The organism is Clostridium weizhouense (assembly GCF_019431045.1).
GTDB lineage: Bacteria > Bacillota > Clostridia > Clostridiales > Clostridiaceae > Clostridium > Clostridium weizhouense.
Genome location: NZ_JAHXPT010000023.1, coordinates 1 through 23,475 on the forward strand (window position 1 = coordinate 1; position 23,475 = coordinate 23,475).

General features: G+C 25.0%; 24 protein-coding genes and 1 tRNA gene. 12 read left to right on the top strand and 13 right to left on the bottom strand.

Annotation, left to right across the window (positions count from 1 at the left end; genetic code table 11):
- The first annotated feature begins 676 nt into the window (after positions 1–676).
- Positions 677–1,810, top strand: coding sequence for an alpha/beta hydrolase (locus KYD98_RS17550; RefSeq protein WP_219781352.1), 1,134 nt, complete (start codon positions 677–679; stop codon positions 1,808–1,810).
- An 86-nt stretch (positions 1,811–1,896) separates the two neighbouring features.
- Here KYD98_RS17550 and trxA read toward each other — a convergent pair whose 3' ends face one another.
- The 4 genes from trxA to KYD98_RS17570 form a co-directional block, all read right to left on the bottom strand.
- Positions 1,897–2,208 carry a thioredoxin gene (trxA, locus tag KYD98_RS17555; RefSeq protein WP_219781353.1) on the bottom strand — a complete coding sequence of 104 codons (312 nt, stop codon included), beginning with the start codon at positions 2,206–2,208 and terminating at the stop codon, positions 1,897–1,899.
- Positions 2,209–2,470: 262 nt separating this feature from the next.
- The gene (locus KYD98_RS17560; protein WP_219781354.1) at positions 2,471–2,845 is read right to left on the bottom strand and encodes a RidA family protein; all 375 of its coding nucleotides are present in this window, start codon (positions 2,843–2,845) and stop codon (positions 2,471–2,473) included.
- Positions 2,846–2,936: 91 nt separating this feature from the next.
- Complete coding sequence (locus tag KYD98_RS17565) at positions 2,937–4,184, bottom strand: HD domain-containing phosphohydrolase (RefSeq protein WP_219781355.1); 1,248 nt, start codon at positions 4,182–4,184, stop codon at positions 2,937–2,939.
- A gap of 319 nt (positions 4,185–4,503) precedes the next feature.
- Positions 4,504–5,700, bottom strand: coding sequence for an MFS transporter (locus KYD98_RS17570; RefSeq protein WP_219781356.1), 1,197 nt, complete (start codon positions 5,698–5,700; stop codon positions 4,504–4,506).
- A gap of 171 nt (positions 5,701–5,871) precedes the next feature.
- Here KYD98_RS17570 and KYD98_RS17575 point away from each other — a divergent pair, with 171 nt between their 5' ends.
- From KYD98_RS17575 to KYD98_RS17585, 4 genes are all read left to right on the top strand, one after another.
- Complete coding sequence (locus KYD98_RS17575) at positions 5,872–6,549, top strand: Crp/Fnr family transcriptional regulator (RefSeq protein WP_219781357.1); 678 nt, start codon at positions 5,872–5,874, stop codon at positions 6,547–6,549.
- Positions 6,550–6,638: 89 nt separating this feature from the next.
- On the top strand, positions 6,639–7,736 hold the full coding sequence (locus KYD98_RS17580; protein WP_219781358.1) for a VanZ family protein: 1,098 nt from the start codon (positions 6,639–6,641) through the stop codon (positions 7,734–7,736).
- Positions 7,737–8,192: 456 nt separating this feature from the next.
- Positions 8,193–8,318: a hypothetical protein gene (locus KYD98_RS18350; protein ID WP_258049917.1), complete on the top strand. Its 126-nt coding sequence runs from the start codon at positions 8,193–8,195 to the stop codon at positions 8,316–8,318.
- A 551-nt stretch (positions 8,319–8,869) separates the two neighbouring features.
- A complete protein-coding gene (locus KYD98_RS17585; RefSeq protein ID WP_219781359.1) occupies positions 8,870–9,640 on the top strand; it encodes a DUF975 family protein in 771 nt (256 codons plus the stop codon).
- Between the two features lie 118 nt (positions 9,641–9,758).
- Here KYD98_RS17585 and KYD98_RS17590 read toward each other — a convergent pair whose 3' ends face one another.
- The 7 genes from KYD98_RS17590 to murA all read right to left on the bottom strand — a co-directional run bounded on the left by KYD98_RS17590 (position 9,759) and on the right by murA (position 15,448).
- Positions 9,759–10,457, bottom strand: coding sequence for a LiaF transmembrane domain-containing protein (locus KYD98_RS17590; RefSeq protein ID WP_219781360.1), 699 nt, complete (start codon positions 10,455–10,457; stop codon positions 9,759–9,761).
- Position 10,458: 1 nt separating this feature from the next.
- Positions 10,459–10,914, bottom strand: coding sequence for a LytTR family DNA-binding domain-containing protein (locus KYD98_RS17595; protein ID WP_219781361.1), 456 nt, complete (start codon positions 10,912–10,914; stop codon positions 10,459–10,461).
- A 216-nt stretch (positions 10,915–11,130) separates the two neighbouring features.
- Positions 11,131–11,610, bottom strand: a complete 480-nt coding sequence (gene rlmH / locus KYD98_RS17600; protein WP_219781362.1) for a 23S rRNA (pseudouridine(1915)-N(3))-methyltransferase RlmH — start codon at positions 11,608–11,610, stop codon at positions 11,131–11,133.
- Between the two features lie 247 nt (positions 11,611–11,857).
- Entirely contained in the window at positions 11,858–12,499 is a 642-nt protein-coding gene (locus KYD98_RS17605; protein ID WP_219781363.1) for a lactate utilization protein, read from the bottom strand.
- Positions 12,500–12,771: 272 nt separating this feature from the next.
- Positions 12,772–13,275 (bottom strand): SEC-C metal-binding domain-containing protein, encoded by a 504-nt coding sequence (locus KYD98_RS17610; protein ID WP_219781364.1) that lies wholly within the window; start codon positions 13,273–13,275, stop codon positions 12,772–12,774.
- 88 nt (positions 13,276–13,363) lie between these two features.
- Positions 13,364–14,155: an MBL fold metallo-hydrolase gene (locus KYD98_RS17615; protein WP_219781365.1), complete on the bottom strand. Its 792-nt coding sequence runs from the start codon at positions 14,153–14,155 to the stop codon at positions 13,364–13,366.
- Positions 14,156–14,182: 27 nt separating this feature from the next.
- Positions 14,183–15,448, bottom strand: coding sequence for a UDP-N-acetylglucosamine 1-carboxyvinyltransferase (gene murA / locus KYD98_RS17620; RefSeq protein ID WP_219781366.1), 1,266 nt, complete (start codon positions 15,446–15,448; stop codon positions 14,183–14,185).
- 430 nt (positions 15,449–15,878) lie between these two features.
- Between murA and KYD98_RS17625 the strand changes: the two genes are divergently transcribed.
- From KYD98_RS17625 to KYD98_RS17645, 5 genes are all read left to right on the top strand, one after another.
- Positions 15,879–16,418 (top strand): hypothetical protein, encoded by a 540-nt coding sequence (locus KYD98_RS17625; RefSeq protein ID WP_219781367.1) that lies wholly within the window; start codon positions 15,879–15,881, stop codon positions 16,416–16,418.
- 178 nt (positions 16,419–16,596) lie between these two features.
- The gene (locus KYD98_RS17630; protein WP_219781368.1) at positions 16,597–17,073 is read left to right on the top strand and encodes a dUTP diphosphatase; all 477 of its coding nucleotides are present in this window, start codon (positions 16,597–16,599) and stop codon (positions 17,071–17,073) included.
- Between the two features lie 68 nt (positions 17,074–17,141).
- Positions 17,142–17,573 carry a DMT family transporter gene (locus KYD98_RS17635; protein WP_219781369.1) on the top strand — a complete coding sequence of 144 codons (432 nt, stop codon included), beginning with the start codon at positions 17,142–17,144 and terminating at the stop codon, positions 17,571–17,573.
- A gap of 27 nt (positions 17,574–17,600) precedes the next feature.
- The gene (locus KYD98_RS17640) at positions 17,601–18,416 is read left to right on the top strand and encodes an MBL fold metallo-hydrolase (RefSeq protein WP_219781370.1); all 816 of its coding nucleotides are present in this window, start codon (positions 17,601–17,603) and stop codon (positions 18,414–18,416) included.
- Positions 18,417–18,548: 132 nt separating this feature from the next.
- Positions 18,549–19,748: a S8 family peptidase gene (locus KYD98_RS17645; RefSeq protein ID WP_219781371.1), complete on the top strand. Its 1,200-nt coding sequence runs from the start codon at positions 18,549–18,551 to the stop codon at positions 19,746–19,748.
- Positions 19,749–19,883: 135 nt separating this feature from the next.
- On the opposite strand, the gene KYD98_RS17650 is transcribed toward KYD98_RS17645, so the two are convergent.
- Positions 19,884–21,086 (bottom strand): peptidoglycan DD-metalloendopeptidase family protein, encoded by a 1,203-nt coding sequence (locus KYD98_RS17650; protein ID WP_219781372.1) that lies wholly within the window; start codon positions 21,084–21,086, stop codon positions 19,884–19,886.
- A gap of 176 nt (positions 21,087–21,262) precedes the next feature.
- On the opposite strand from KYD98_RS17650, the gene KYD98_RS17655 reads away from it, so the two are divergent.
- Positions 21,263–22,270, top strand: a complete 1,008-nt coding sequence (locus tag KYD98_RS17655; RefSeq protein ID WP_219781373.1) for a DnaD domain protein — start codon at positions 21,263–21,265, stop codon at positions 22,268–22,270.
- Positions 22,263–23,243 carry an ATP-binding protein gene (locus KYD98_RS17660; protein ID WP_219781374.1) on the top strand — a complete coding sequence of 327 codons (981 nt, stop codon included), beginning with the start codon at positions 22,263–22,265 and terminating at the stop codon, positions 23,241–23,243. The genes KYD98_RS17655 and KYD98_RS17660 overlap by 8 nt, the downstream gene beginning before the upstream one ends.
- 155 nt (positions 23,244–23,398) lie before the next feature.
- Here KYD98_RS17660 and KYD98_RS17665 read toward each other — a convergent pair.
- Positions 23,399–23,475, bottom strand: a tRNA-Asp gene (locus tag KYD98_RS17665).

Below are 23,475 nucleotides of genomic sequence, written 5' to 3' on the forward strand. Positions count from 1 at the left end.
AAAGAATTGCTGGTTTACTTAAATGTATTTTTTATATTCTGTTCAATTTTCAAAGACCATTTTCTTTCGCTTCAACTCTCGTTGTCAGCTTTTGTTTTTTCGTGTCACATCCAAGCGACTCATTTATTATATCACTTGATTCGAATTATGTCAAACATCTTTTTTTAGTTTTTAATAAACTCAAACTAGACATTCTTGCTGTCCACATCTCTTTGCGACGTGTTTTATCTTATCACACATATCTAATACATTTATCATTATCTTTTCCATTTACCAGAATTAATCTCATAATACTATTATATCCTCTATATTTCTCATTAATATAAATATTGATACACTAGGATGCGTTTTATTTTTATATATGAATAATTATAGATATTTGCTACTATTACTAACATCATTTATAAAGTTTATGAAATATTTTTCTACTATGTTTATCGCTCAATAGTAATTCCTTATACTTAGTAAGAATATTTTTAATGAACTAATTAATATAAATACCTACAAGGGGTAACAGTTTATCTTATTGATTTTATATTTATTTTTTACTTATAATATCTTAAATTTAATTAATAAAGTCTACTTTTAATTTACTTAAAGTATAATTGTAAAGTTTTTTGAAACAATAAAATTATAAGAATTTTAAAGCTAACTGAAGGAAAGGATACGATATTTAATGAAAAAAAATATATTTAATAATATATTTTTTCAGTTGTTTATTTATTTATTTATTGTTATTAATCTAATAATCCAGAATAATTATACTAATATTAATACTACTAAAATAAACAATATCTATAATATAAAAAATTGCAAAAATAAAACACTTTCTAATGTTATTCTAAAAGAATTTGATTTTGGAGATACAACTGTAAAATTAGAAAACAATTATACTCAAATCTATCCATTAAGGGGAATCATAGGTGTGCCAGAAAATAATCAAAATCATCCTATAGTTTTTTTATTGCATGGCTCTCATTTTTTAGCCTCAAAAAATAATATAAGAGTTAATGAAAGATACGATTTAGGACTGAGATATTTAGTTGACAATTTAGCTAAACAAGGTTATTTAACTATAAGTGTAGATGTCAATGGTGAATATATTAATTCTAAAGATCCTTCTTATAAACTGTCCATAGATTTATTTAATAAACACTTAACTAATCTTACAAAAGCCATAAATGGTTTAGATGTTGGTTATGGTGTGAATTTAAATAATAAAGGAGATATTTCTAATATAGTGCTTATTGGACATTCTCTTGGCTGTGAAGGTATTCAATATATAACTAAAAATCAAAAAGAAAAAGGAAAAAACATTATAAAAGCCTTACTTTGTTTAACTCCAAATTATTCATCACTAATAAATGATATATCTTTAGCCGATATTCCTACAGCTATACTTATTACAGAGCTTGATAATAATTTAGACGGAAAAACTCTTTATAATAATATGAGAAAAGATATAACTAGAAATTCGTGGACAATTTTAACGTATTTAAAGGGAGCAAAGACAAATTACTTTAATGATAATTTAGATGAAAAAGATTTATTTTTAAATGTACATTATAAAACTAGAAAAATTATAAAAAAAGATTATCTTACTAAAAAACAACAACAGGATTTTTTAAGTAAATATTCATTGGATTTTTTAAACTCAATTTATGATAAAGAAAATATTAGTAATGAATTTAAAATTCATGATAATAGTTTAGAAACTTTATATGGTTATGAAGTATTAACATCTCTAACAATGCCTAGTACAAAATATACATTTAATTCTTATACAAATAATCTCTCATATAGTTTTTAATTATAATGATAGATTCAATTTAAAGATTAAAGAGTATAAAAATAATTTATATACTCTTTAATCTAAAATAATTAATTTATTAAATATTATAAGTAAGATTCTATTTTTTCTTTTAGTTTTTCTTTATGTAAAAATCCTATTAATGTATCTATTGGTTGACCATTTTCAAAAATTATTAGAGTTGGTACTGAATTTATTTTAAATTTATTAGCTAAATCTACACTTTTATTTATGTCTACCTTTAAAAATTTAACTTTTTCTTGCATTTCACTTTCTAGTTCTTCTAAAATAGCTGATAGCATTTGACACGGACTACACAAATCAGTAAAAAAATCTACAACTGTAAGTTCATTTCCTACTTCTTCCTTAAACTCAAGGCTATATACTTGTTTTATCATTATTTATTCCTCCATTCCTTATATTTTATTTTTTCGTGTATTTTATTCTTTAAACTATTTTTAACCGCTTTAAATTTGTATATTCATTTAAATAAATTAATTTTATTATTTTGCTCTTTTATAGATTCATAAAAAAAGTTACCTTAAACTAAAACTTTAATTTAAGATAACTTTTCTATATAAAATCAAAAATAAAATTTAATTATTTTATTTTTATTTCAGTACTAATAATATTAAAACTTAATTTCATTTCTTATAACTACTATTTATATGCTATTACCTCTACTTCACATAATGCATTCTTAGGAAGTTCTTTTACAGCTACACAAGAACGTGCTGGTTTACTAATAAAATATTTTGAATACACTTCATTAAATACCTGAAAATCAGACATATCTGATAAAAAGCAAGTTGTTTTTATTACATTTTTAAAATCAATATTATTTTCTTCTAGTAAAGCTGATATATTTTTCATTACTTGAATTGTTTGTTCTTCAATGTTCTTCCCTACCAATACTCCACTTATAGGATCTAATGCTATTTGTCCTGATGTAAATAAAAGATTTCCAAAACTTATTGCTTGACAATAAGGACCTATAGCTTGTGGCGCTTTTTTTGTACTAGTTATTTCTAACATTTTTAATACCCCCAATAGATTTATTTCTATTTAAATTATATCACTAGAGTTGCTTTATTCACATATTTATAACTTTTTAAAACATAGTTCTTTATTTAAGATCTTTTAATAATTCATTATATTCATCTTTCATATTCTCATAAATTTTAATTAAACTATCAGTCTCTTCTTTAATTTCTTCTATTATAGAATCATAATTTTTAATAACTAAATCCACTATTTTAGCATCTATTTTATTATTCTCTGACATATTTTTAAGAATCATTATTATTTTGTCTTTACTAAATTCATTTTTATAGCTTCTAACTCCTAATAATGCACTAAAAATATCCCCAACCGCTACTATTCTTGCCTCATTTGATATTTCATCACCCTTAAGGCCAAATGGATAACCCATTCCATCTAATTTTTCATGATGTGCCATTGCTATATCTCTAATATCATCTATATCTAAATTACTTAATATTTTATAACCGATACTAACATGATCTTTCATTTTCTCAAATTCATTTTCAGTAAGTTTACCTGGCTTTTCTAAGATGTTTACAGGTATTGCTATTTTACCTATATCATGAAGCATTGCTGCAATTCTAATAGTATTGCATGTTTCATCAGCAAATCCATATAATTTTGCTATCTGATAACTAACAGCTTCTACAACTATTGTATGTCTTACAGTTGCTTCACTCCTAAAATCTATAGCATAAGTTAACATCTTTGTATATTTTATAATCTCATCCTTGTTAACATTTTTAGTGTCAAAAAAAGCATATAACTCTTTTTTATAAATATCATTATTAAGAGTAGTATTAAAATCAACTTTTTTGCTAACTTCTAAAAATAAATTTATGTTTTCTAGCGTGTATTCAACATATTTGCTCTCAACTCTATTTTTATCAATTTTTCCACTTTTCAATTGAATTAATGAAATATAATCAGCTAATCCTAATAATAAAGCTTCATCAGGTATATTTGTTATTTTATGTTCTTTTAAGTACTTTGCTGTAAAATGATGACCTAAAACAGCATTTGATAAATCTCCTATTGGAGAAAAATATTTAATAAATAATGATCCATAAACTGCATGATTAATTGGTTTTATAGAGTCAATCTCCAGTAATTTATCTCTTTCAGCTACTTTATATGCACCAATATCATGGAAAACCGCTAATGTACATAACTTTATCATTTCCTCTTCACTATAACTACCATGTTGTCTTAATAAATTTAATAATATATATGCTACCTTTTCTCCATGATCTAATAACCTTTGATCCATAGCATTAAATGCTCTTTGCATAATTATTAAAATATCTTTTAAGCTAACCTCTTTTCTCATATAAACTCACCATCTCCTAAAAATAAAATCTGTTAAAGTATATATTTCATCTTTATTTTCATACTTATATAATTTTTATACTTCTATTGTATCAATGATTACTTTATATTAAAAATTTATTATATAAAAAAAGATATACTAAACAAATAAATTTTCTTTTTATGTTTTATTTCTTAACCTTAGAACAAAATTATAATTTGAATTAACTATAATTCTTTCTCTGTTGTAATTCCGTAAAAAACAAAAAAGTATATCAAAGAATTATAACCTTCTTTGATATACTTTAATTTCAAATATTTCCCAGAAAATATCCCCTAAATTAATTAGTTATTCTACTTGTAGAATGTTCTTTTACTCTTATATAGATTAATTTTGATATAAATACTAAAAGTGCAATCATTAATACAATTGCTGCAAAAGAATAAATAGGACGGTATCCTAAGTTAATAACAACTTTTCCCCATAATATAGACCCAATACCATATCCCCCATCTAATAAAGCATAATAAATAGCATTTGCCATTCCTTTCATGCTATCATCTACTGAATTTATAATCATAACATTTATAATTGGTAATAATGATCCCATCATAATACCACAAAAAAATCCAAACACGTTTAACATTAAGCTAGTTTGTGCAATTGACATTCCAAAAATCATAACTGCAAATATAAATAAACCTATACTTAATACAGTATTCATACCAAACTTATTTACAATTTTATTTATAAATACCCTTGATACTAAGATTCCCAATGCATTTATTAAAAAGAAGGTCCCTACATTATTAAATCCTAATTCTATTCCATATAAAGCTGTAAATGACATTATCGTACTTTCTGAAATTGCAGCTAGTCCTAAAACTATTGCTGGTACAATAATTTCCTTATTTAAAGAATGAGTACTAATCTTCTCTTCTTTTTTCTCTTCACATTCCTTAACTTTACTTTCATAAGATATAATAAAAGATATCGCCATAGTGAGCATAGATACTATAAATGTAGAAATAAATAATAATTTAAATTGAGTATAATCACTTCCTACAATATACATAGCAATTGATGGCCCTATAGCTGTAGTTATTGTAATTCCTACTCCTGAATACCCTATTCCCTCAAGCAATCTAGATTGTGGAGTAACATCAGTTACAATTGTTGCTATAGCTGTTGATGATATGCCAAATCCAATACCTTGCATTGCTCTAAGAAATATAAGTGAATATATTCCATTAGAAAATACATATCCAATTGTAGCTATAGAAGTAACTGCTATACCTAATAATAGTATCTTTTTTCTGCCTATTTTATCTAACATTTTACCTGCAAATATTCTTATAAACAAAGAAGCTAAAGTAAACGCTCCTGTCATTATTCCAGTATATGCATTAGTATTTGTAACCTGTATAGCATAAATTGATATAATTGATAATAATAAATTACAACAAAGGTTTACTCCTATTGTAATGATAAGTGCTAACATAAAATTCTTAGTCCATAACTTTTGTTTTTCTTCCATTTTTAACCCTTCCTATTTGGTAATTTTAAATTATTTTAACACTTAAGGTTGATATTAGATTGTAGTATATACTACAATCTAATTATAAATTTTACCACATTTAAAATTAATTTTTATATTTTAAAACATGTCTATAATTTAGACATATTCAAAAAATAAGGAAGTGATAGTTTGCTTAATCATAATAAAGGTTTTCAAAAATCATCTATTGAAATAAGTAAAAATTTATATAAAATATTTGAAAAAGCAGGTACAATACAAAAATATAAAAAAAACGAAATAATATATTTTCAAGAAGATTTAGCAGAAAAATTTTATCTTATTAAATCTGGACGTGTTAGAATTTTTTTAGTTTCAAAGGAAGGTACAGAACTAACGGTTGAAATTTTAAGACAGGGTAGATTGTTTGGAGAATCTTCATGTTTTAGTTATGCATCAAGATTAACATCAGTAAGTGCTGCAACTGATGTAGAGTTAATATCAGTTGACTTAGAGCGATTATTTCCCTATTTAACAAAATATCCTGAGTTAATGATTCAAATGTTTTACTTTATGTCATTTACTATTCATAATCTTGCTACTCAAATTAATACTATGGCATTTTTTAAAGCTGATAAGAAGGTTGCTCAAATATTAATAAGATTAGGAGTTTATTTTAAAGAAAATAAAAATGATACTATATATAGTATTGATTATACTCATGAAGAAGTTGCTCAACTTATTGGAAGCTGTAGAGTTACAGTAACTAAAATATTAAATGATTTTGAAAAACAAAATTGGGTTAAATTGGAGTATAGAAATATTAAAATTATCAATGAAAAGAAACTAAAAGAATTTGCCTTTTCATAGGAAATAGGTCTAATGAAAAAAAATGATTTAAAATACATTCAAATGTATATACTAAAATGATACTATGATAAATTACTGGAGGGTAAAAAATGCAAACTTACATGTTTCCTATCAAAATAGCCTTTATAACATTTCCTTTTTTAGCTTTTTTTATAACATTTCCTTTTGTAATATATCAATATAGAAAGTATAGTTATATAAATATATTTAGGAACTTAATTTTATATTCTTTTCTTTTATATTTAATAGTAGCGTATTATCTTATTATATTGCCTCTTCCACAAACAACTGATGTCCGTAGTTTACAAAGTGATGGTACAAAATATTATCAATTAATTCCTTTTAATTTCATTTTTGATTTCTTAAAAGAAACAAATGTTATATTTGCAAAGCCTTCGACTTATATAAATATATTAAAAGAACGTTCATTTTTACAGGCTGCATTTAATGGGATTTTACTTACCCCACTTGGGATTTATTTAAGATATTATTTTAGAAAAGACTTAAAGAGTACATTATTAATAAGTTTTTCTGTTTCATTATTTTTTGAAATTACACAAATAACAGGTTTATATGGTATATATAATGCACCTTATAGACTTTTTGATGTAGATGACTTAATACTAAATACATTTGGTGGATATATTGGATACTTAATAGCGCCTATATTTACTTTTTTCCTTCCTAAATCTAATAAATTAGATGATGATATAGATTTAGAAAATTTAAATGTAAGTTATTTTAGAAGATTTCTAGCATTTTTAATTGACTGGTTTATACTTGGATTTATTCCTAACATAGAAAATAATATTCTTTTAGAAAATATCGTAATATTTATATATTTTATATGTATAGTTTATTTTACTAATGGAAAGACTCTTGGAAAATATATAGTAAAAATAAAGATAAAAGGTAAAAATAAAAGATTATTATTTAAAGAAGTATTTATACGATATGGTATTCTTTATTATTGTGTTTTTGGTGTTAACAAAATACTTTTTAAAACAATAGATATAAATAAAACTGAATTTGTTAACTACATTATAATAGTTATGTTTATAGTTATTATAATAAATTTACTTATATTCTTACATGTTTTACTTTGTGTATTTAAAAAAGATTCCGAATTATTTTATGAAAAAATAAGTAAAACAAGAAATGTTATTGAAACTTCTAAAAAAAATTAATCAAAAGTTGCTATCTGAAATTCTATTTGAGATAGCATTTTTTTAAATTATCATTTAAGTTAAAAATATTAGAGACATAATATTTTATTTTTTTGCTAAAAATCATTTTACCATATATTTCCTATTGAGATTATGCTACAATATAATAGGGAGAGGGATTAAAACTAAAAATTTAAAATTAATGGGAAACATAAATATAGTCAATACTACGTAATTATTAGCTTAAAGTTAAAAATTATATTTGAATGTATTTTACCTAAATGGAAATAAATTCCCATAAATAAAAACCTCTTTATTTTTCTTTATTCTCCTTTCATATGTCTATTTACTGAAATATATCCACATTCTTAACTATAAGTCTTATGTAATGGTCCTTACATGGTTTAATAAAATTGTTAAGGTAGAATATTTCGGTTTTATATAGATAATGTTGGACTAGAAAGAGAGGAAATGTATATGAAGGTCAAAGGACGTAAAGGGAATAGTTGGTTCGAGATTTTTATTGCAAAGGAAAATGAAAGGTTCTTTGGTGTTCTTATATTTTTATTTGGAATTGTTCTTGTACTACTTAAATATCTATAAAATAACAAAAAGACCTTCGTATAGTGCATCTCTCCCAAGAAAGACTATACAAAGGTCTTGACCAAATAGAAATATTAGTTACATCTGAGATAGTTCCTTAATTGGAACTATCTCATCCAAAGTTTTAATCTATTTTAATTTAATACATATCTATATAATATACCTAAATTATATCCTATATGTTACTAATTATACAAATAATTTTTAAGTATCAGTTTATTATCTATTTATTTAAACTCTTCAGGAATATACTTTACTAAAGCAAAATTTTTAGTAACAAGTTCAGTGTCTAAAATCCTACCACCCTCAAATTTAGCTATCTTATTTCGCCAAATCTCATTTTTTCTATAATAATTATTTTCAATTTCTAAAAATTTATGATCCTTCTCAAAAACATGGTATCCAAAGGTTTATATATATGTATTTATTTAAATTGCAATAAGTTATATAATACTATATAATATATTATTATTAATTGTTTTATAATATTTTATAAATATTAATATAAATATTAATAATACCTAAATTAATAATGCATATGGAGGATTTATATGTGGTCTAGAAAAGAATTAAAAACCAGAGCTAAAACAGTTTTAAGAAAAAATTACTGGCATGCATTTCTTGTTAGCATAGTAATTGCTATCGCAGGAGGTAATACTCATTGGGGGAATGGCAGTGGTTTTCACTCTAGTAGTTCAAGGGATTATGCTTATTCAAATACTAATAATAACATCTTTATAAATTGGAATTTTATAGCACTTGCATTAACTACATTTTTAGTAGCAATAGGAATAATACTGCTTCTTCGTGTTTTTCTTGGTTATTGCTTAGAAATAGGTGGAACAAGATATTTCGTTCAATCTGCTCAAGACAAAAATAATACAGAATGTTTTAGATTCGGATTCAATAGCAATAATTATATGAGCATAATAAAAACAATGTTATTAAAAGATATTTTTATTTTCCTTTGGAGTCTTTTATTAATTATCCCTGGTATAATAAAATATTATGCATACAGAATGGTGCCATATATTCTTGCAGATAATCCTAATATAGGAGTTAAAAAAGCTATTGCTCTAAGTAATGAAATGACTGAAGGACATAAATTTGATATGTTTGTATTAGACTTATCATTTATTGGTTGGTATTTATTAGGTACATTAGCTCTATTTATAGGCATATTATTTGTTATGCCTTATGAAAATGCTACAAACACTGAACTTTATTTAGTATTAAGAAAAAATGCTTTAGAAGATAATCTTTGTACCTATGAAGATTTATTATTGAATCAAATAATATTAGATGATAATAATGGTATATGATAATAGTAAATTCCATTTTGTTTAGCTAAAAATCAAAATATTTAAACCATTATGACAATAAAATATGGGATGTAGTAGATTTGCTTTTACACAAATCTTACTACACCCCATATTTATTTTAAATATAAATTATTTCTACTCCTGAAAAGCTAACATCACCAACTAATGTTAAATTATTTGTTGTTGTTTGATTATTTCTATTTTTTTCATTGACAGAACCCAAAAATACATTAGTTTTATCATCAATATTCCAAGTTTTTGGTATATATAATTCTATTCCTGAAAAAGAAGCATTAAGTCTAACTATAGCATTTTCATTACTCATAGCTGCATTATCAAAATATATTTTCATAGCACCAAAAGAACAATCAAAATTCCCTTGTTCAAACTTATCAGTATTTATATATTTTATGCTTGCACCAAATGAATTTTTAAATCTAACATTACTTTCATCTTCTACATCAATTTTTTCAAATTCATACTCTTGATAATTATGATTGTGATTATTCCATTTAATATGTTTATGAAAAATCATAGAAAGACCAATACTACCAAATAATGCTGCTAACAATACAGTCCAAGGTGTAATTGCTGTAATTCCTAATTGTTTATCATATATTATACAAATAAATGCAATAGGAAATAGAATCCCCGAAAAATTTAAACGTGGTAAACTTTTCACAATAACCACAACTAAAAAAACTGTTAACAGTAAACTAAATACATTCACATCTGGGAAGTATCCAAGTTTACTTATAATTAAAAAAATACCTACTAATATAAGTAAAGCTCCCCAAAAAATTCTTTCTTTTTTCATATCATTTCCTCTTTTCTAATAATTTAATTTTTAAAGGTTTATAATAATATCTTGAAACATATACCTGTTTGTGAGTATCTTGAAATTCAACTTTACTTGATGATGATAGACTACGTGTTATGGAGTAAATATGATTTGTATTTAGAATTGTTGATTTTGAAACTCGCATAAAATATCCTGGCAATAATTCTTCAAGCTCATAAAGCTTATATTTTACATTATAAATATTGTCAATAGTATGTGCACAAATACCATTCTCTTCAGTATCGAAAAATAAAATTTTTTCTAATGAAAGATAGTATTCAGTATCCCCTTTGTAAAAAGTTATATGCTTCTTATCAAATAAGATATCACCAAGCATAACTTGAATATTTTTAACTTCTTCACTTAATTCATTACATCTAATAATAACTTCATTTTCTTCAATTTTATTATCTACTTCAATTCGTATTTTCATATTTTCACTCCCCACATTTTTATTATATTAACTACTTTTTCCATTGTAAATACAATAACAGTAAGTGGTTAATTTTGGCTTATAAGTGGTATATTTTTTATGCAGATACTATAATTAAAATACATAAAATAATCAGTCAGATTTGTATTTAATCTTATTCTTAAAATTAAAGAAAAAGGAGAACCTATTCCATTATCTGGAATTAGTTCTCCTCTATTATTTATGGTACGGTTCTCCATTACTAATCCTAAAGCTTCTATATATCTGTTCTAATAACATAACTCTAAATAATTGATGGGGGAATGTCATTTTACTAAAACATAAGCTATAATTAGCTCTTTTTAATACTGAATCACTTAATCCTAAGCTTCCTCCTATGACAAAACATATATTGCTGTCACCTCTTACTCCGCAATTATCTATAAATTTAGATAATTCTTCTGACGATAACATTTTCCCTTTAAGATCTAAAGTAACTACATACATATTATCTTTTATAGAACTTAATATTTTATTTCCTTCTTTATCTTTTATTATAAGTTCATCTTTTAATGATGCATTGTCAGGTGTTTGTTCATCAGCTAACTCTATTATATTTAATTTACAATAACGAGATAATCTCTTCGAGTATTCATCAATTGCTTGCTTTAAGTATTTTTCTTTTAATTTTCCTACTGTAATTATTGTTATATTCATAATTTCTCCTTAAATAAATGTGTTTAATTTATCTACTTAAATATAAACATTCTTTTAAAACATAACTATTTTAGATAAAAGTAGCATCAATTTAGAATATTTCCTATATTGATGCTATTATAATTTAATTATTGTCTTTTATAATCCTATAAAATATATCAACTCTATTTTAAGTAGATGTTGATATTCTAGTTATTATAAGAGCGAAACTGACATTATAAATGCTATTATAAAAATAGAATATTTACTAATATCCTAAACTTTCATTTAAAAATATTATATGCATTCTTTCATTATCAGCTTGTCTTCTTATTAATGTGTATTCATTACAAATTCTTTCTTTACTATTACACTCCATGCAACTTCCTACTTTTGAACATGGTGTTAATCTATTTAATCTTTTTGCATTTGTTGGAGCACTTAATTTCCTATTTCTTTTTATCGCATCATCTAGTGTTGGTACAATCTTATTTACCCCTGCAATTACTATTACTTTTTTAGGACCATATAACATTGCTGCAACTCTATTTCCAGTACCATCAACATTATATAACTCTCCCTCTTCAGTTATCGCATTTGAACTTGTAAAATATGCATCAGAACTAAACGCATTTATATATATTTCTCTGACTTCCTCTTTAGTAATTCCTGGTCTATTCCTATCTAAAAGATTATAACTTCCTTTTTTAAGATAATCCATAACACCAGATTCAAATAAAGTCATTGAACCTCCAAATGCAACTTTACTTTCCGGTTTTATTATTTGCTCTATTTTTTCAATTAATGCCTTTTTAGATTCTACTAAGTATCCATTCATATTGTTTTTTTCTAATGCTTTTATTGTCCTTAATATCTTTTGTTCATTTAACCACATCAAATTATTATCCATAAAGATCCCCCCAAAATATTTTAAAGATTATATGATAATTATATCTGTAATTTATATAATTTAAGAACTTTAATTCAATGTATATTTATACATTATACTTGTAAAAAATCACACTATTTATTCAAAATTAAAGACTTTATAGTCTCTATTAATATAAAGCATAGATCAATATTTAATCTACTTTTTAGATTAATGAAACTTAAAAATTCTATATTTTTCTGTATGATTAAAAAGGACCCTTTGATAGGATCCTTTTTATTATAGTTGTCTTATTATTTACCTTGTCCACAGCACTTTTTATATTTTTTTCCGCTTCCACATGGACATGCATCGTTTCTTCCAACTTTTTCAGTATTTCTAACAATTTTTGAATCTTTAAATTGCTTTTGAATTTCTTTTCTCTTTTCTTCTGAGAAAATTCCATCCCATTGTGGTAATGTATAAAGATATTCAGCTTTTGCATCTAACATATTGTAATATAAAGTTTCTAAGTTGATATCTAATACTATTTCAGTGTTTTCATCTATAGTTTCTAAATCATATTGATTCTTTAAACTATCATTTATTCCATCAATGAATCCCATAATAAATTCTAATGAAGAATTATATTCTTTAGCTAAATCAGCAATTTTAGTCTTTTTAACTTCTTTATGTTTAGCTAATAAATCCTTGTATATACTTTTTTCTAATTTACTATATTCTTGCCAAAAAGCATTTTCCCCTTTAGTCTTTACGTAATCTACAACCATGTCAGTCCAATCTGTATATAAACTCATTTTTAAAATCCTCCCTTGATACTCACTTTTATTATTATTTTATAAATTATAATTTTTAATCTATTTATAGCAAATTTAATAAATTTACTTAAATCTCTATATATTCACTTGGTTGATGTCTATTTGCCATAGTTAATCTTATGTCTCTTTTTTCATCAATTCCATTTTCTCTTAGTACATTTAATACTGTTTGATATGCTAAATCTGGTTGATTATTAGTATTACTTAAATGCCCTAAAATTACTCTCTTATTAAGACTATTTTTAACCAAATCAACGATAGCAACTGCACAATCATCATTAGACAAATGACCTATTTCACTTAATATTCTTCTTTTTAAATTATAAGGATATGGGCCATATTTAAGCATACTAACATCATGATTACTTTCAAGTAAAATAACCTCTGAATCTTTAATGTTATCATATATTTCTCTTGTAAATGTACCCAAATCAGTGGCTACACTAATTTGTTTATTTTTATTAATTACTGTATATCCCATTGGAGATATTGAATCATGAGGAATATTAAATGCTTTTACATCTAAATCCTTTATCTCAGTAATTGACCTTTTATCAATTATTTTTATATTATGTTCTTTTATTTTTCCAATTGATGACTCCATTTCAGTCCATGTGCCAGAATTGGCATATATAGGTATATCATATTTTCTAGATAAAACACCCACACCTTTTATGTGATCACTATGTTCATGTGTTACAAATATACCATCTAAATCTTTTGGATCTTGTTTTATTGACTTTAGCGCTTCATCAATTTTCTTACCAGGAAGCCCTGCATCTATTAATATTTTTGCTTTATCAGAAGAAACAAACATACTATTCCCACTACTTCCACTGTACAAAGAACAAAATATCATCTAAATTCCCCCCTGGTTATGTTCAAATTATTGTTCCACATTAATTCTTCTAATATCTGCACCTAAAGCTCTAAGCTTATTTTCTATATGTGGATACCCTCTATCTATATGTTCTATACTAGTTATCTCAGTTGTACCATCAGCTAACAATCCTGCTATAACCATAGCAGCACCTGCTCTTAAGTCTGTAGCCTTAACTACTGCTCCAGTTAATCTGTTAATACCTTCAATGATTGCTACTCTTCCTTCAACTTTTATATTAGCACCCATCTTTTTAAGTTCATCTATATGTTTATGTCTATTTTCCCATATAGACTCAGTAATTAAACTCTTTCCTTCAGTAGTACTTAATAAAGCTGACATTGGTTGTTGAATATCTGTTGGAAAACCAGGATATGGCGTAGTTTTTATGTTAACGCTCTTTAATTCTTTATCAACAGAAACTCTTATGCAATCATCACCTTCTTCAATTATAGCACCCATTTCTTTAAGTTTTGCAGAAATTGATTCTAAATGTTTTGGTATAACATTCTTTACATAAACATCTCCACGAGTTGCCACTGCAGCAATCATGAATGTACCAGCCTCGATTTGATCTGGTATTACACTATAAGAACATCCACTTAACTTCTCAACCCCTTGAATTCTAATAACATCTGTTCCTGCACCTTTTATATTAGCACCCATTGAGTTTAAAAAGTTAGCTACATCAACTACGTGAGGTTCTTTTGCAACATTTTCTAGAGTAGTAACGCCTTCTGCTAAAGTAGCTGCAATCATAACATTTATTGTAGCTCCTACAGATACTACATCAAAGAATATATTAGCTCCTCTTAACTTCTCTGCTTTTACACTTACTGCTCCATGTTCTATTACAACATCTGCTCCAAGCGCTTCAAAACCTTTTATATGTTGATCTATTGGTCTTACCCCTATAGGGCATCCCCCTGGAAGTACGACTCTTGCTTGTTTAAATCTTGACAACAAAGCTCCTATAAAATAATATGAAGCTCTCATTCTTCTTACATCATCTGTGCATGCATCAAATTTATCTACATTTGTACTATCTATCTCTAAAGTATTATTATCTATTTTAACAGTATCGCAACCTAAACTTTTTAATATTCGCTCTAAGCAATGTACGTCTTCAATATCTGGTATATTATCAATTATGCATTTGCCTTCGCTAGCCATTATCGCTGCTGGTAATATTGCCACTGCTGCATTTTTAGCTCCATTGATATCAACACAGCCCTTAAGGACATTCCCTCCATTTATAACTAATCTTTCCATTGAATTCACCCTATTCATAAAATATATATTAATTCCGTTATTTTTTCATTATTTATATTAATTAAATATTACTTTCCTACTAGACATTATTGCCCTATTTTATTATTAAAATCTACTTTTATCATTATATCATAAACTTAATTTATTTAAATATTTATTTAAATATTTATTCAAATATTTTTTCCTTATATTAATATTTTTTTAAACATTTTACTTTATAATTTTCCTTATTTAGAATTTTAAAAAAATATAGTTAAATTTTTCTTGATTTACTGTTATAATATCAAGTGAAAAAATGTAAAATATTTTATATTATTACATTTTTATTATCTTCAATCAGTTTGTAATTATTCTTCTATTATCTGATTTAATATGTTATAATTTATTAAAACTTTGTAATTACGAGAATAATTCAGATTGTGAGGCTTATATGAAGTATTATATAGTTGCATTATTTGATGATGAAACATATCAAGTGATTTCACCAATTCAAAAAAATATGTCAAAAAAATTCAGAGCTAGTAGAAATTCTCCAATGCCTTTTATTCCATTAGGTATTGTAGATAATCCTAATTTAGACAAATTATATTCAGTTATTCAAAAAGTTATATCTCCATACAAATCATTTAGAATTGATGCTACTGATAATGTATATTTACACGATAATACTAAAAGCGTTAATTTAAGAATTGAAAATAAAGGATACATTAAAAGAATATCACGTTCATTAAAAGATCTTCTTATATTAAACGGTTTTAATGTAAAAGTATTTGATGATAACTTTATTTCTATTGCTAATATGGGATATATATCAAAAGATTACAAAAAACAAGATGTTAAATTAAATTTTCCTACTATATATAAAGATAATTCTTTTGTAAAATTAAGAATAAAGAAAATAGAAGTTTGGAAAATTCCTACTCAAAAAAAAGATGTTCCGTTAAAATCTTATATTCTAAAAGAATTTTAAGTAAATATTTATACATTATAATTAATAAGAATTATTATAATAGATAATTCTTATTAATTTTCCATATTTGTGCTAAAAATAAATTCAAATATTTTTATTGTATTCGTTTTCTCCTACTTTCTTTTATTTCAGAATTTTTGTAAAATAAAAATAACGATTAAAATTAGGGGGATTCAGTATGAATATTAAAAACCTCTTTGAAGCTCAAAGAAAGTTTAATGCTAATTTAATATTAAATGATGAGTTGGATTATTACAAATTAGAAACAAGAAAAAATCTTGAATTTCATGTAAAAATCGGTGATTTGGCAAATGAAACTAAATGTTTCAAGTATTGGAAAGATAACAATAACTTTATAGATATGCAGGTGGTATTTAAAAAATACATAGATTGCTTATCTCAAATTTTAACTCTCGGCATAGATAATAATTATACTGACATAGCTAATATTTGTGTAAAGCCTAATGACTATTGTATAAGTGATCAATTTTTAAATTTGTATATTGATATAAACGATTTAATAATATCACCTTCAAAAGATCATTATCTTACTTTATTTGAAGATATTTTAAGTCTAGGAATAACTTTAGGATTTACTCAAACTCAAATTCAAAATGCATTTGAAACGAACGTGTGTGAAAAAGTAGCTCTTTAATAGAGTTACTTTTTTTATTTATATATATTTACTATATCTCTGGGAATACTACTTTTGAGGTGATTTTTATGATGGGAATAATATTTGCAATAGTTTCAGGAATTGCAATGAGCCTTCAAGGTGTTCTTAATACAAGACTAGGAGAAAAAATTGGACTTTGGGAAACAAATGTTATAGTTCAACTTACAGGACTCATAATAACATTACTTATAACATTCTTTTATGGCAAGGGTAGTTATACCAGTATAAAAGAAACAAATAAAGTATATTTATTAGGTGGACTTCTTGGTGTTATTATAATATTTACAGTAATGAAAAGTATAGGCATGATGGGTACTACTTGTGGTATTGGCATTATATTAGTGGCACAATTATTATCTGCGGCTGTTATTGATTCTCTAGGATTATTTGGATCTGAAAAAATTAAATTTTCCTTACATGAATTTCTAGGTGTTGCCATTATGATACTTGGTATTATAATATTTAAGTGGAAACACTAGTGTATTTATTGAAAGGGAGTATTAACTTTGAACTTTTTTAAAAATATAAATTTTTTATTTCACTTAACTAAAAATAATATAACGGAATATTTTAAAAAAAGAGATTCTGCAAAATTTGATGAATTAAAATTAGATTCTATAAATTGGTTTGGCCATGCAACTACAGTAATGAATTTAGATAATAAAGTAATTATTACTGATCCTGTATTATCTGATATATTAGGTTATTTTAAAAGAGTAGTAGATAAACCTAAATATTTAGAAAATAAAAAAGTAGACTATATCCTACTATCTCATGGACATATGGATCATATGCATTTTCCATCTCTTCGTAAACTAAATAAAGATGCAATTGTAATAGTTCCTAAAGGATATAAGCGCATACTTAAACTATTAGGATTTAAAAATGTATTTTTACTTCATCCTGGAGAAACTTATAAAGATGATTATGTAAGTATTACTGCATATGAAGCAAAACATGATGGAAGAAGATTCTATATAGGTATAGATAATGAAAGTCTTTCATACTTAATTGAAAGAAACGATAAAAAGGTGTTTTTTGCTGGTGATACTGCATTTACAGATAATTTTAAAGGAATTACATGCGATATTGCTTTAATGCCTGTTGGGTGTTATAAACCTGAACGTTTTTCCTACATGCATTGTACCCCTAATCAAAGTTATGAAATGTTTAAAATGATGAACTGTAAAATTATGATTCCTATACATTATAAAACTTTTAAAATATCATTAGAAGACTTTGATGAAACAAAATCTTCATTATTAAACTTAAAAGATGCAGGTATTAAAATACTTGATATTGGAGAAACCTATATATTTTAGTAAATTTATATATTTAAATTTATTTTTTTCAAATTTATTAATGAATATTAAATATTTATCTAGCTTTATGTATTAACAAACTAATTATTATTCATATACTATATATTGAAAATAAATAATTGGGAGAAGAATATGTTTTCATATAAAAATAAGCTAGATTATAATTTGAAAATCTACATGGCTAATAATTCTTATACGAATTATAGAGTACTTATAAAGTATAAAAACTTTCAATCATCTATAGAAAAGAAGGTATTATCATATAAGGGTAAATTAAATTATATAATAGAAAGCGCAAACATCATAAGTGCTAATTTAAATGTCAGAGGTATCGAGCGAATTATAGAATATCCTGAAATAGAAAAAGTATATTTAGATGAATATTTATTTCTATGTGGTATGAGTGTAGCGACTGCTAATAAAGTACACTTCTCTGATAAATATAGTTTATCAGGTGCTGGTATTGGTATTGGAGTTGTAGATAGTGGAGTATTTCCTCATCAAGATTTATTAGAACCGAGTAATAAAATATCTTTATTTGTAGATTTAATTAATAACTTAAATTATCCCTATGATGATAACGGACATGGGACAGCCACAAGCGGTATTTTATGTGGTAGCGGCTTGTCTTCAAATAATATGTATAGAGGTGTTGCTCCTAAAAGTAAACTTTTCTGTTATAAAGCTTTTGATAAACTAGGTAAAGGCTTTGCTTCTGATATATTATTTTCTATTGAATCATTAATTAATATTTCTAAAGAAAATAACATAAAAGTATTATGCTTACCATTTGAACTATTAACTCATAATACATTTATCATATCAAGCTTTAATTCTGTATTTAAATATGCAATATCTAAAAATGTTATTCCAATAGTTCCTAGTGGAAGTAATTTTAATTCCTCACCATCTATTATGGGAATTGCTACCTTAGATACCTGTATTACTGTTGCAGGAATAAATACTGTTAATTCAATAATAAAAACATATGATTTTTCTTCTTCTGGCCCATTTAAAAAATCTGAAAAACCAAATTTATGTGCTGCCTGCGTAAATATAGTATCTTTAAATACTAACCCAAATTATATTAGTGAAAAAAATGGTTTAAAGATTTATCCTAATAAACCTGATGCTCCATATAAAACATATGCTGGTACATCATTAGCTACAGCATATGTTAGCGGATTATGTACATTACTTTTTGAAAACAATCCAAACCTAACTTTTAAAGATATTATTGCTTTATTAAAAGTTTCTTGTGAACCTATTGAAGATATTCCAAAGTTTATTCAAGGAGAAGGTATTATAAATATTGATAAATTAATGCCTTAACCGCATTAAATAAACTAATAAAAAGGCTATTTCAAAATACAAATTTAATCTTGTATTTCGATGTAGCCTTATCTATTTGGCTATTTTTAAAAGTGTTGTTTATAACTTTAGATAGAAGTTTAGCTAAAGCATAAATTAATTATTTAATATATATCCTTCTGGGTTTATTGGTTTACCTTTAGATCTTAATTCGAAATGTAAATGTGGTCCTGTACTTCTACCAGTACTTCCAACACAGCCTATAATATCACCTTTTTTTACTTTTTGACCTTTTTTTACTTTAATAGAACTTAAATGCCCATAAATTGTTTCTATATTATCTTGATGTTTTATCTTAATCATGTTTCCATATCCACTTACCTGACCTGCTTCTTGTATTGTTCCATCATAAGCGGCTGTAACCGGGTCCCCTGTGTTTCCAGCTATATCTATTCCATTGTGATTTCTACCCCATCTAGCTCCAAATTTTGATGTAATCCATCCACCTCTTGTAGGTGCCTGTAAAAATGCAGTATTACTTCCAATCGGAGATTTTGTACCTATACACTCTACCCTATCCTTTGCGTTCTTTAGAATATCCTCTGAAATAATATTTTCTTTTAATTTATTTCCATTATGATATATTACCTCTGAAAGTACATGTTTGCTTCCTGATTCTCCATCTTCTATTATTTTGCTTTCACCTACATACATAGATTCATCTTGCTTTATTGTAGTTTGAGGTTCTATACTAACTTCCTTATCTTCCTTAACTTTTACATCTATATTTATATTATCTTTTATATTTGGATCATTATTTATATTATCTACTATTTGATTAATGTTATTTATTTGTGATATAGGGACTTTCTCCTCTGATGTTTTAAAATCAGAGTCAATACTAACTTCTAATACATTATCTATATTAATGTTCATATTTTTTAGATACTCATTAGTAAACTTTTTTATTGCTTCATTTACTTCATTTTTATTAAATAAAGTACCACAATTTTTATCGTTAATATTAATTGTTTGTGCATTAACTTCAGTATCTATTGTTTTTATAATATTGCTTTCAATTTCTTCCTTAGTAGAAATTTCAGATTTTAAATCCGTAGATTTAAATTTTATTTTTTTATCTCTTATGCATTTAGATCCTATTCTATTATTTAATTCTTCTTTGGTATCTTTATAAGTATTTCTAAAAGTGTTTTTATTATCTATATATCCAATTAATCTATTATCTACATATGCCTCATATATTCTGTTAGTATCTGCATTAACTACTAAATTTATAGAGTTAAGTAACAATATAATGCATATTATAAATTTAATTTTTCTTGTTTTTCTCGTGTCCATAATTTAGTCCTTTCGTTATATATTTTAAAACAATACAAATTGTAGTCTCTCCTTTTTAAAATTTATTATTCATTTCCCATAAACTTGGTTATTTCTTCTCTTTGTTGTGGTTATAATATTGGTTTGTTATAATTAGCTTAAATAGAATTTATTATGAAAGGTAGGTAGTAAAAAGAATGAGCACATTTATGCTTAAAAGTAAGCCCTTAGCTTTTACTCCTGTAAATAATGTATTTATTGAAAGATACATGCCTAGAGCTAGAGGTGAATTTATAAAAGTTTATCTGCTAATGCTAAAGTATAGTACTTGTAATGAATTAGGAGTTAGCTCATCAATACTAGCTTCCTCACTAAATTTATTAGAATCTGATATTATGAATGCATTTAATTATTGGAATGATGAAGGCGTTATTAAATTTAGCCCTATTGATAATATGGGAAATTTCAATGTAGAATTTTTAGAGTTATCTGAAGAACCTATTGAAAGTAATAAACAAGTAGATTTATTGGAAGCACTTGATAGCAATACAACAAAAGATATGTTAAAAGATATAGAAAAACTTTTAGCAAGACCACTATCCCCTAAAGAAATGTCTGTTTATTTAAATTGGCAAAAAGAACTTGGATTTTCATCAGAATTAATTTTAATACTTATGGAATATTGTATCGCAAAAGGCAAAGTTGATTCTCGTTATATAGAAAAAGTGGCCTTATCTTGGCATGATTTAAAAGTAACAACTATAGAGGATGCACAAAACCTAATAAAACAAACTGAAGATAAATGGATTAATATTAGAAAAATATTGAATTATTTAGGAATAAAAAATACTGATATTATGAAACCACAACAAGATATGATAGAAAAATGGCTTTTCATATATAAATTCCAAACGGAACTAATTTTTAAAGCCTGTGATATTTGTTTTAATAGATTAAACAGAGCTGATTTTAAATACATAGATGGAATATTATCTAAATGGTATAAAAATAATTTAAAAACATTAGAGGATATCGCAATTAAAGACAAAGCACCTAAAAATAAGAATAATTATAATAAAAATAACTATACTAAAAATAATTATATTGCTAAAAAACCTGCTCTAAAGTTTAATGACTTTGAAGCAAGAGAATATGATTATGATTCTTTAGAGAAAAAATTATTAGGATGGGATAATGATGATTAGTGGATACCAAAGTGAGATTCTAAAAATATATGATAAAATTAGAGAAATAGAAGCTAAAAATCTAAAAATGCGTAAACAAGAAATACTTAATAAACATCCAGGTATTATTGATTTAGACAATACTATTCAAAAACTATCTTTAAAAATGTCTTTAGAAATAATTAAATCTGAGGATAGTGATGAAACAATTAAAGCGTTTAAAGAAAAAATAACAGATTTAAGAGTAAAAAAATATGAAATGTTAGTTGAGAATGGATATGATCAAGAATATTTAAACTTACATTATAGATGTAATAAATGTAAAGATACAGGATTTATAGGTGCAAATAAATGTAGCTGTTATAAAGATAAATTAATAAGATTATATTATAAAGATTCAGAATTAGAAAGTACTATAAAATTTAATAATTTTAATAATTTTGATTTAAGTTTATTTTCAAATCACAAATTAGGAGATGAAAAATTCTCTCCTAGAAAGAATATGGAAAATATACTAGAATATATTTTAAAAGATTATCTCCCTAACTTTTCATCCGATTCAACTAATTTATTATTCTATGGTAATCCAGGTAGCGGAAAAACATATCTTTCATACTGTTTAGCAAAAGCTATACTAGACAAAGGATACCTAGTAATATATAAAACTTCTGATGAACTTATTAAAAATTTAAGGGATATTAGATTTAATAATGATTATAATTTAGAATCTTTAATTTTAAATTGTGATTTACTAATAATTGATGATTTAGGAGCTGAACATCTTAATGACTTTTCTATAACAGAATTATTTAATATAATTAATAAAAGAATTCTTACTAAAAAGAAAATGCTTGTATCTACAAACTTTTCATTACCTAAAATAACTAAACATTTTAGTGAAAGAATAGCTTCTAGATTACTCGGAGATTTCAAACTTTGCAAATTTTATTCAGAAGACATAAGAATAAAAAAGAATTTACAAAAAAATAAATAATATACATTTTAGGCCCATGTTTGAATTGTCTTTTCTTTCATGTGCCTTAATTTTTTATAATAAAAAACAGTTAATTTAAAAAAAGTAAAAATTAACTGTTTGGATATAACAATTTATATAAATAAAAAAACTCTAGTTTAACACTAGAGTTTAATTGGCGACTCAGAAGGGGCTCGAACCCTCGACCTCCGGCGTGACAGGCCGGCACTCTAACCAACTGAGCTACTGAGCC

Excerpts from the sequence above, each read along its gene's own strand:
- KYD98_RS17625 (WP_219781367.1), top strand. The coding sequence starts at position 15,879 with ATGAAGTATTATATAGTTGCATTATTTGATGATGAAACATATCAAGTG.
- rlmH (WP_219781362.1), bottom strand. The coding sequence starts at position 11,610 with ATGAATATAACAATAATTACAGTAGGAAAATTAAAAGAAAAATACTTA.
- KYD98_RS17660 (WP_219781374.1), top strand. The coding sequence starts at position 22,263 with ATGATTAGTGGATACCAAAGTGAGATTCTAAAAATATATGATAAAATT.
- KYD98_RS17630 (WP_219781368.1), top strand. The coding sequence starts at position 16,597 with ATGAATATTAAAAACCTCTTTGAAGCTCAAAGAAAGTTTAATGCTAAT.
- KYD98_RS17635 (WP_219781369.1), top strand. The coding sequence starts at position 17,142 with ATGATGGGAATAATATTTGCAATAGTTTCAGGAATTGCAATGAGCCTT.
- KYD98_RS17590 (WP_219781360.1), bottom strand. The coding sequence starts at position 10,457 with ATGAAAAAAGAAAGAATTTTTTGGGGAGCTTTACTTATATTAGTAGGT.
- KYD98_RS17560 (WP_219781354.1), bottom strand. The coding sequence starts at position 2,845 with ATGTTAGAAATAACTAGTACAAAAAAAGCGCCACAAGCTATAGGTCCT.
- KYD98_RS18350 (WP_258049917.1), top strand. The coding sequence starts at position 8,193 with ATGAAGGTCAAAGGACGTAAAGGGAATAGTTGGTTCGAGATTTTTATT.
- KYD98_RS17645 (WP_219781371.1), top strand. The coding sequence starts at position 18,549 with ATGTTTTCATATAAAAATAAGCTAGATTATAATTTGAAAATCTACATG.
- KYD98_RS17615 (WP_219781365.1), bottom strand. The coding sequence starts at position 14,155 with ATGATATTTTGTTCTTTGTACAGTGGAAGTAGTGGGAATAGTATGTTT.
- KYD98_RS17655 (WP_219781373.1), top strand. The coding sequence starts at position 21,263 with ATGAGCACATTTATGCTTAAAAGTAAGCCCTTAGCTTTTACTCCTGTA.
- murA (WP_219781366.1), bottom strand. The coding sequence starts at position 15,448 with ATGGAAAGATTAGTTATAAATGGAGGGAATGTCCTTAAGGGCTGTGTT.
- KYD98_RS17580 (WP_219781358.1), top strand. The coding sequence starts at position 6,639 with ATGCAAACTTACATGTTTCCTATCAAAATAGCCTTTATAACATTTCCT.
- trxA (WP_219781353.1), bottom strand. The coding sequence starts at position 2,208 with ATGATAAAACAAGTATATAGCCTTGAGTTTAAGGAAGAAGTAGGAAAT.
- KYD98_RS17650 (WP_219781372.1), bottom strand. The coding sequence starts at position 21,086 with ATGGACACGAGAAAAACAAGAAAAATTAAATTTATAATATGCATTATA.
- KYD98_RS17570 (WP_219781356.1), bottom strand. The coding sequence starts at position 5,700 with ATGGAAGAAAAACAAAAGTTATGGACTAAGAATTTTATGTTAGCACTT.
- KYD98_RS17595 (WP_219781361.1), bottom strand. The coding sequence starts at position 10,914 with ATGAAAATACGAATTGAAGTAGATAATAAAATTGAAGAAAATGAAGTT.
- KYD98_RS17565 (WP_219781355.1), bottom strand. The coding sequence starts at position 4,184 with ATGAGAAAAGAGGTTAGCTTAAAAGATATTTTAATAATTATGCAAAGA.
- KYD98_RS17585 (WP_219781359.1), top strand. The coding sequence starts at position 8,870 with ATGTGGTCTAGAAAAGAATTAAAAACCAGAGCTAAAACAGTTTTAAGA.
- KYD98_RS17550 (WP_219781352.1), top strand. The coding sequence starts at position 677 with ATGAAAAAAAATATATTTAATAATATATTTTTTCAGTTGTTTATTTAT.
- KYD98_RS17610 (WP_219781364.1), bottom strand. The coding sequence starts at position 13,275 with ATGAGTTTATATACAGATTGGACTGACATGGTTGTAGATTACGTAAAG.
- KYD98_RS17605 (WP_219781363.1), bottom strand. The coding sequence starts at position 12,499 with ATGGATAATAATTTGATGTGGTTAAATGAACAAAAGATATTAAGGACA.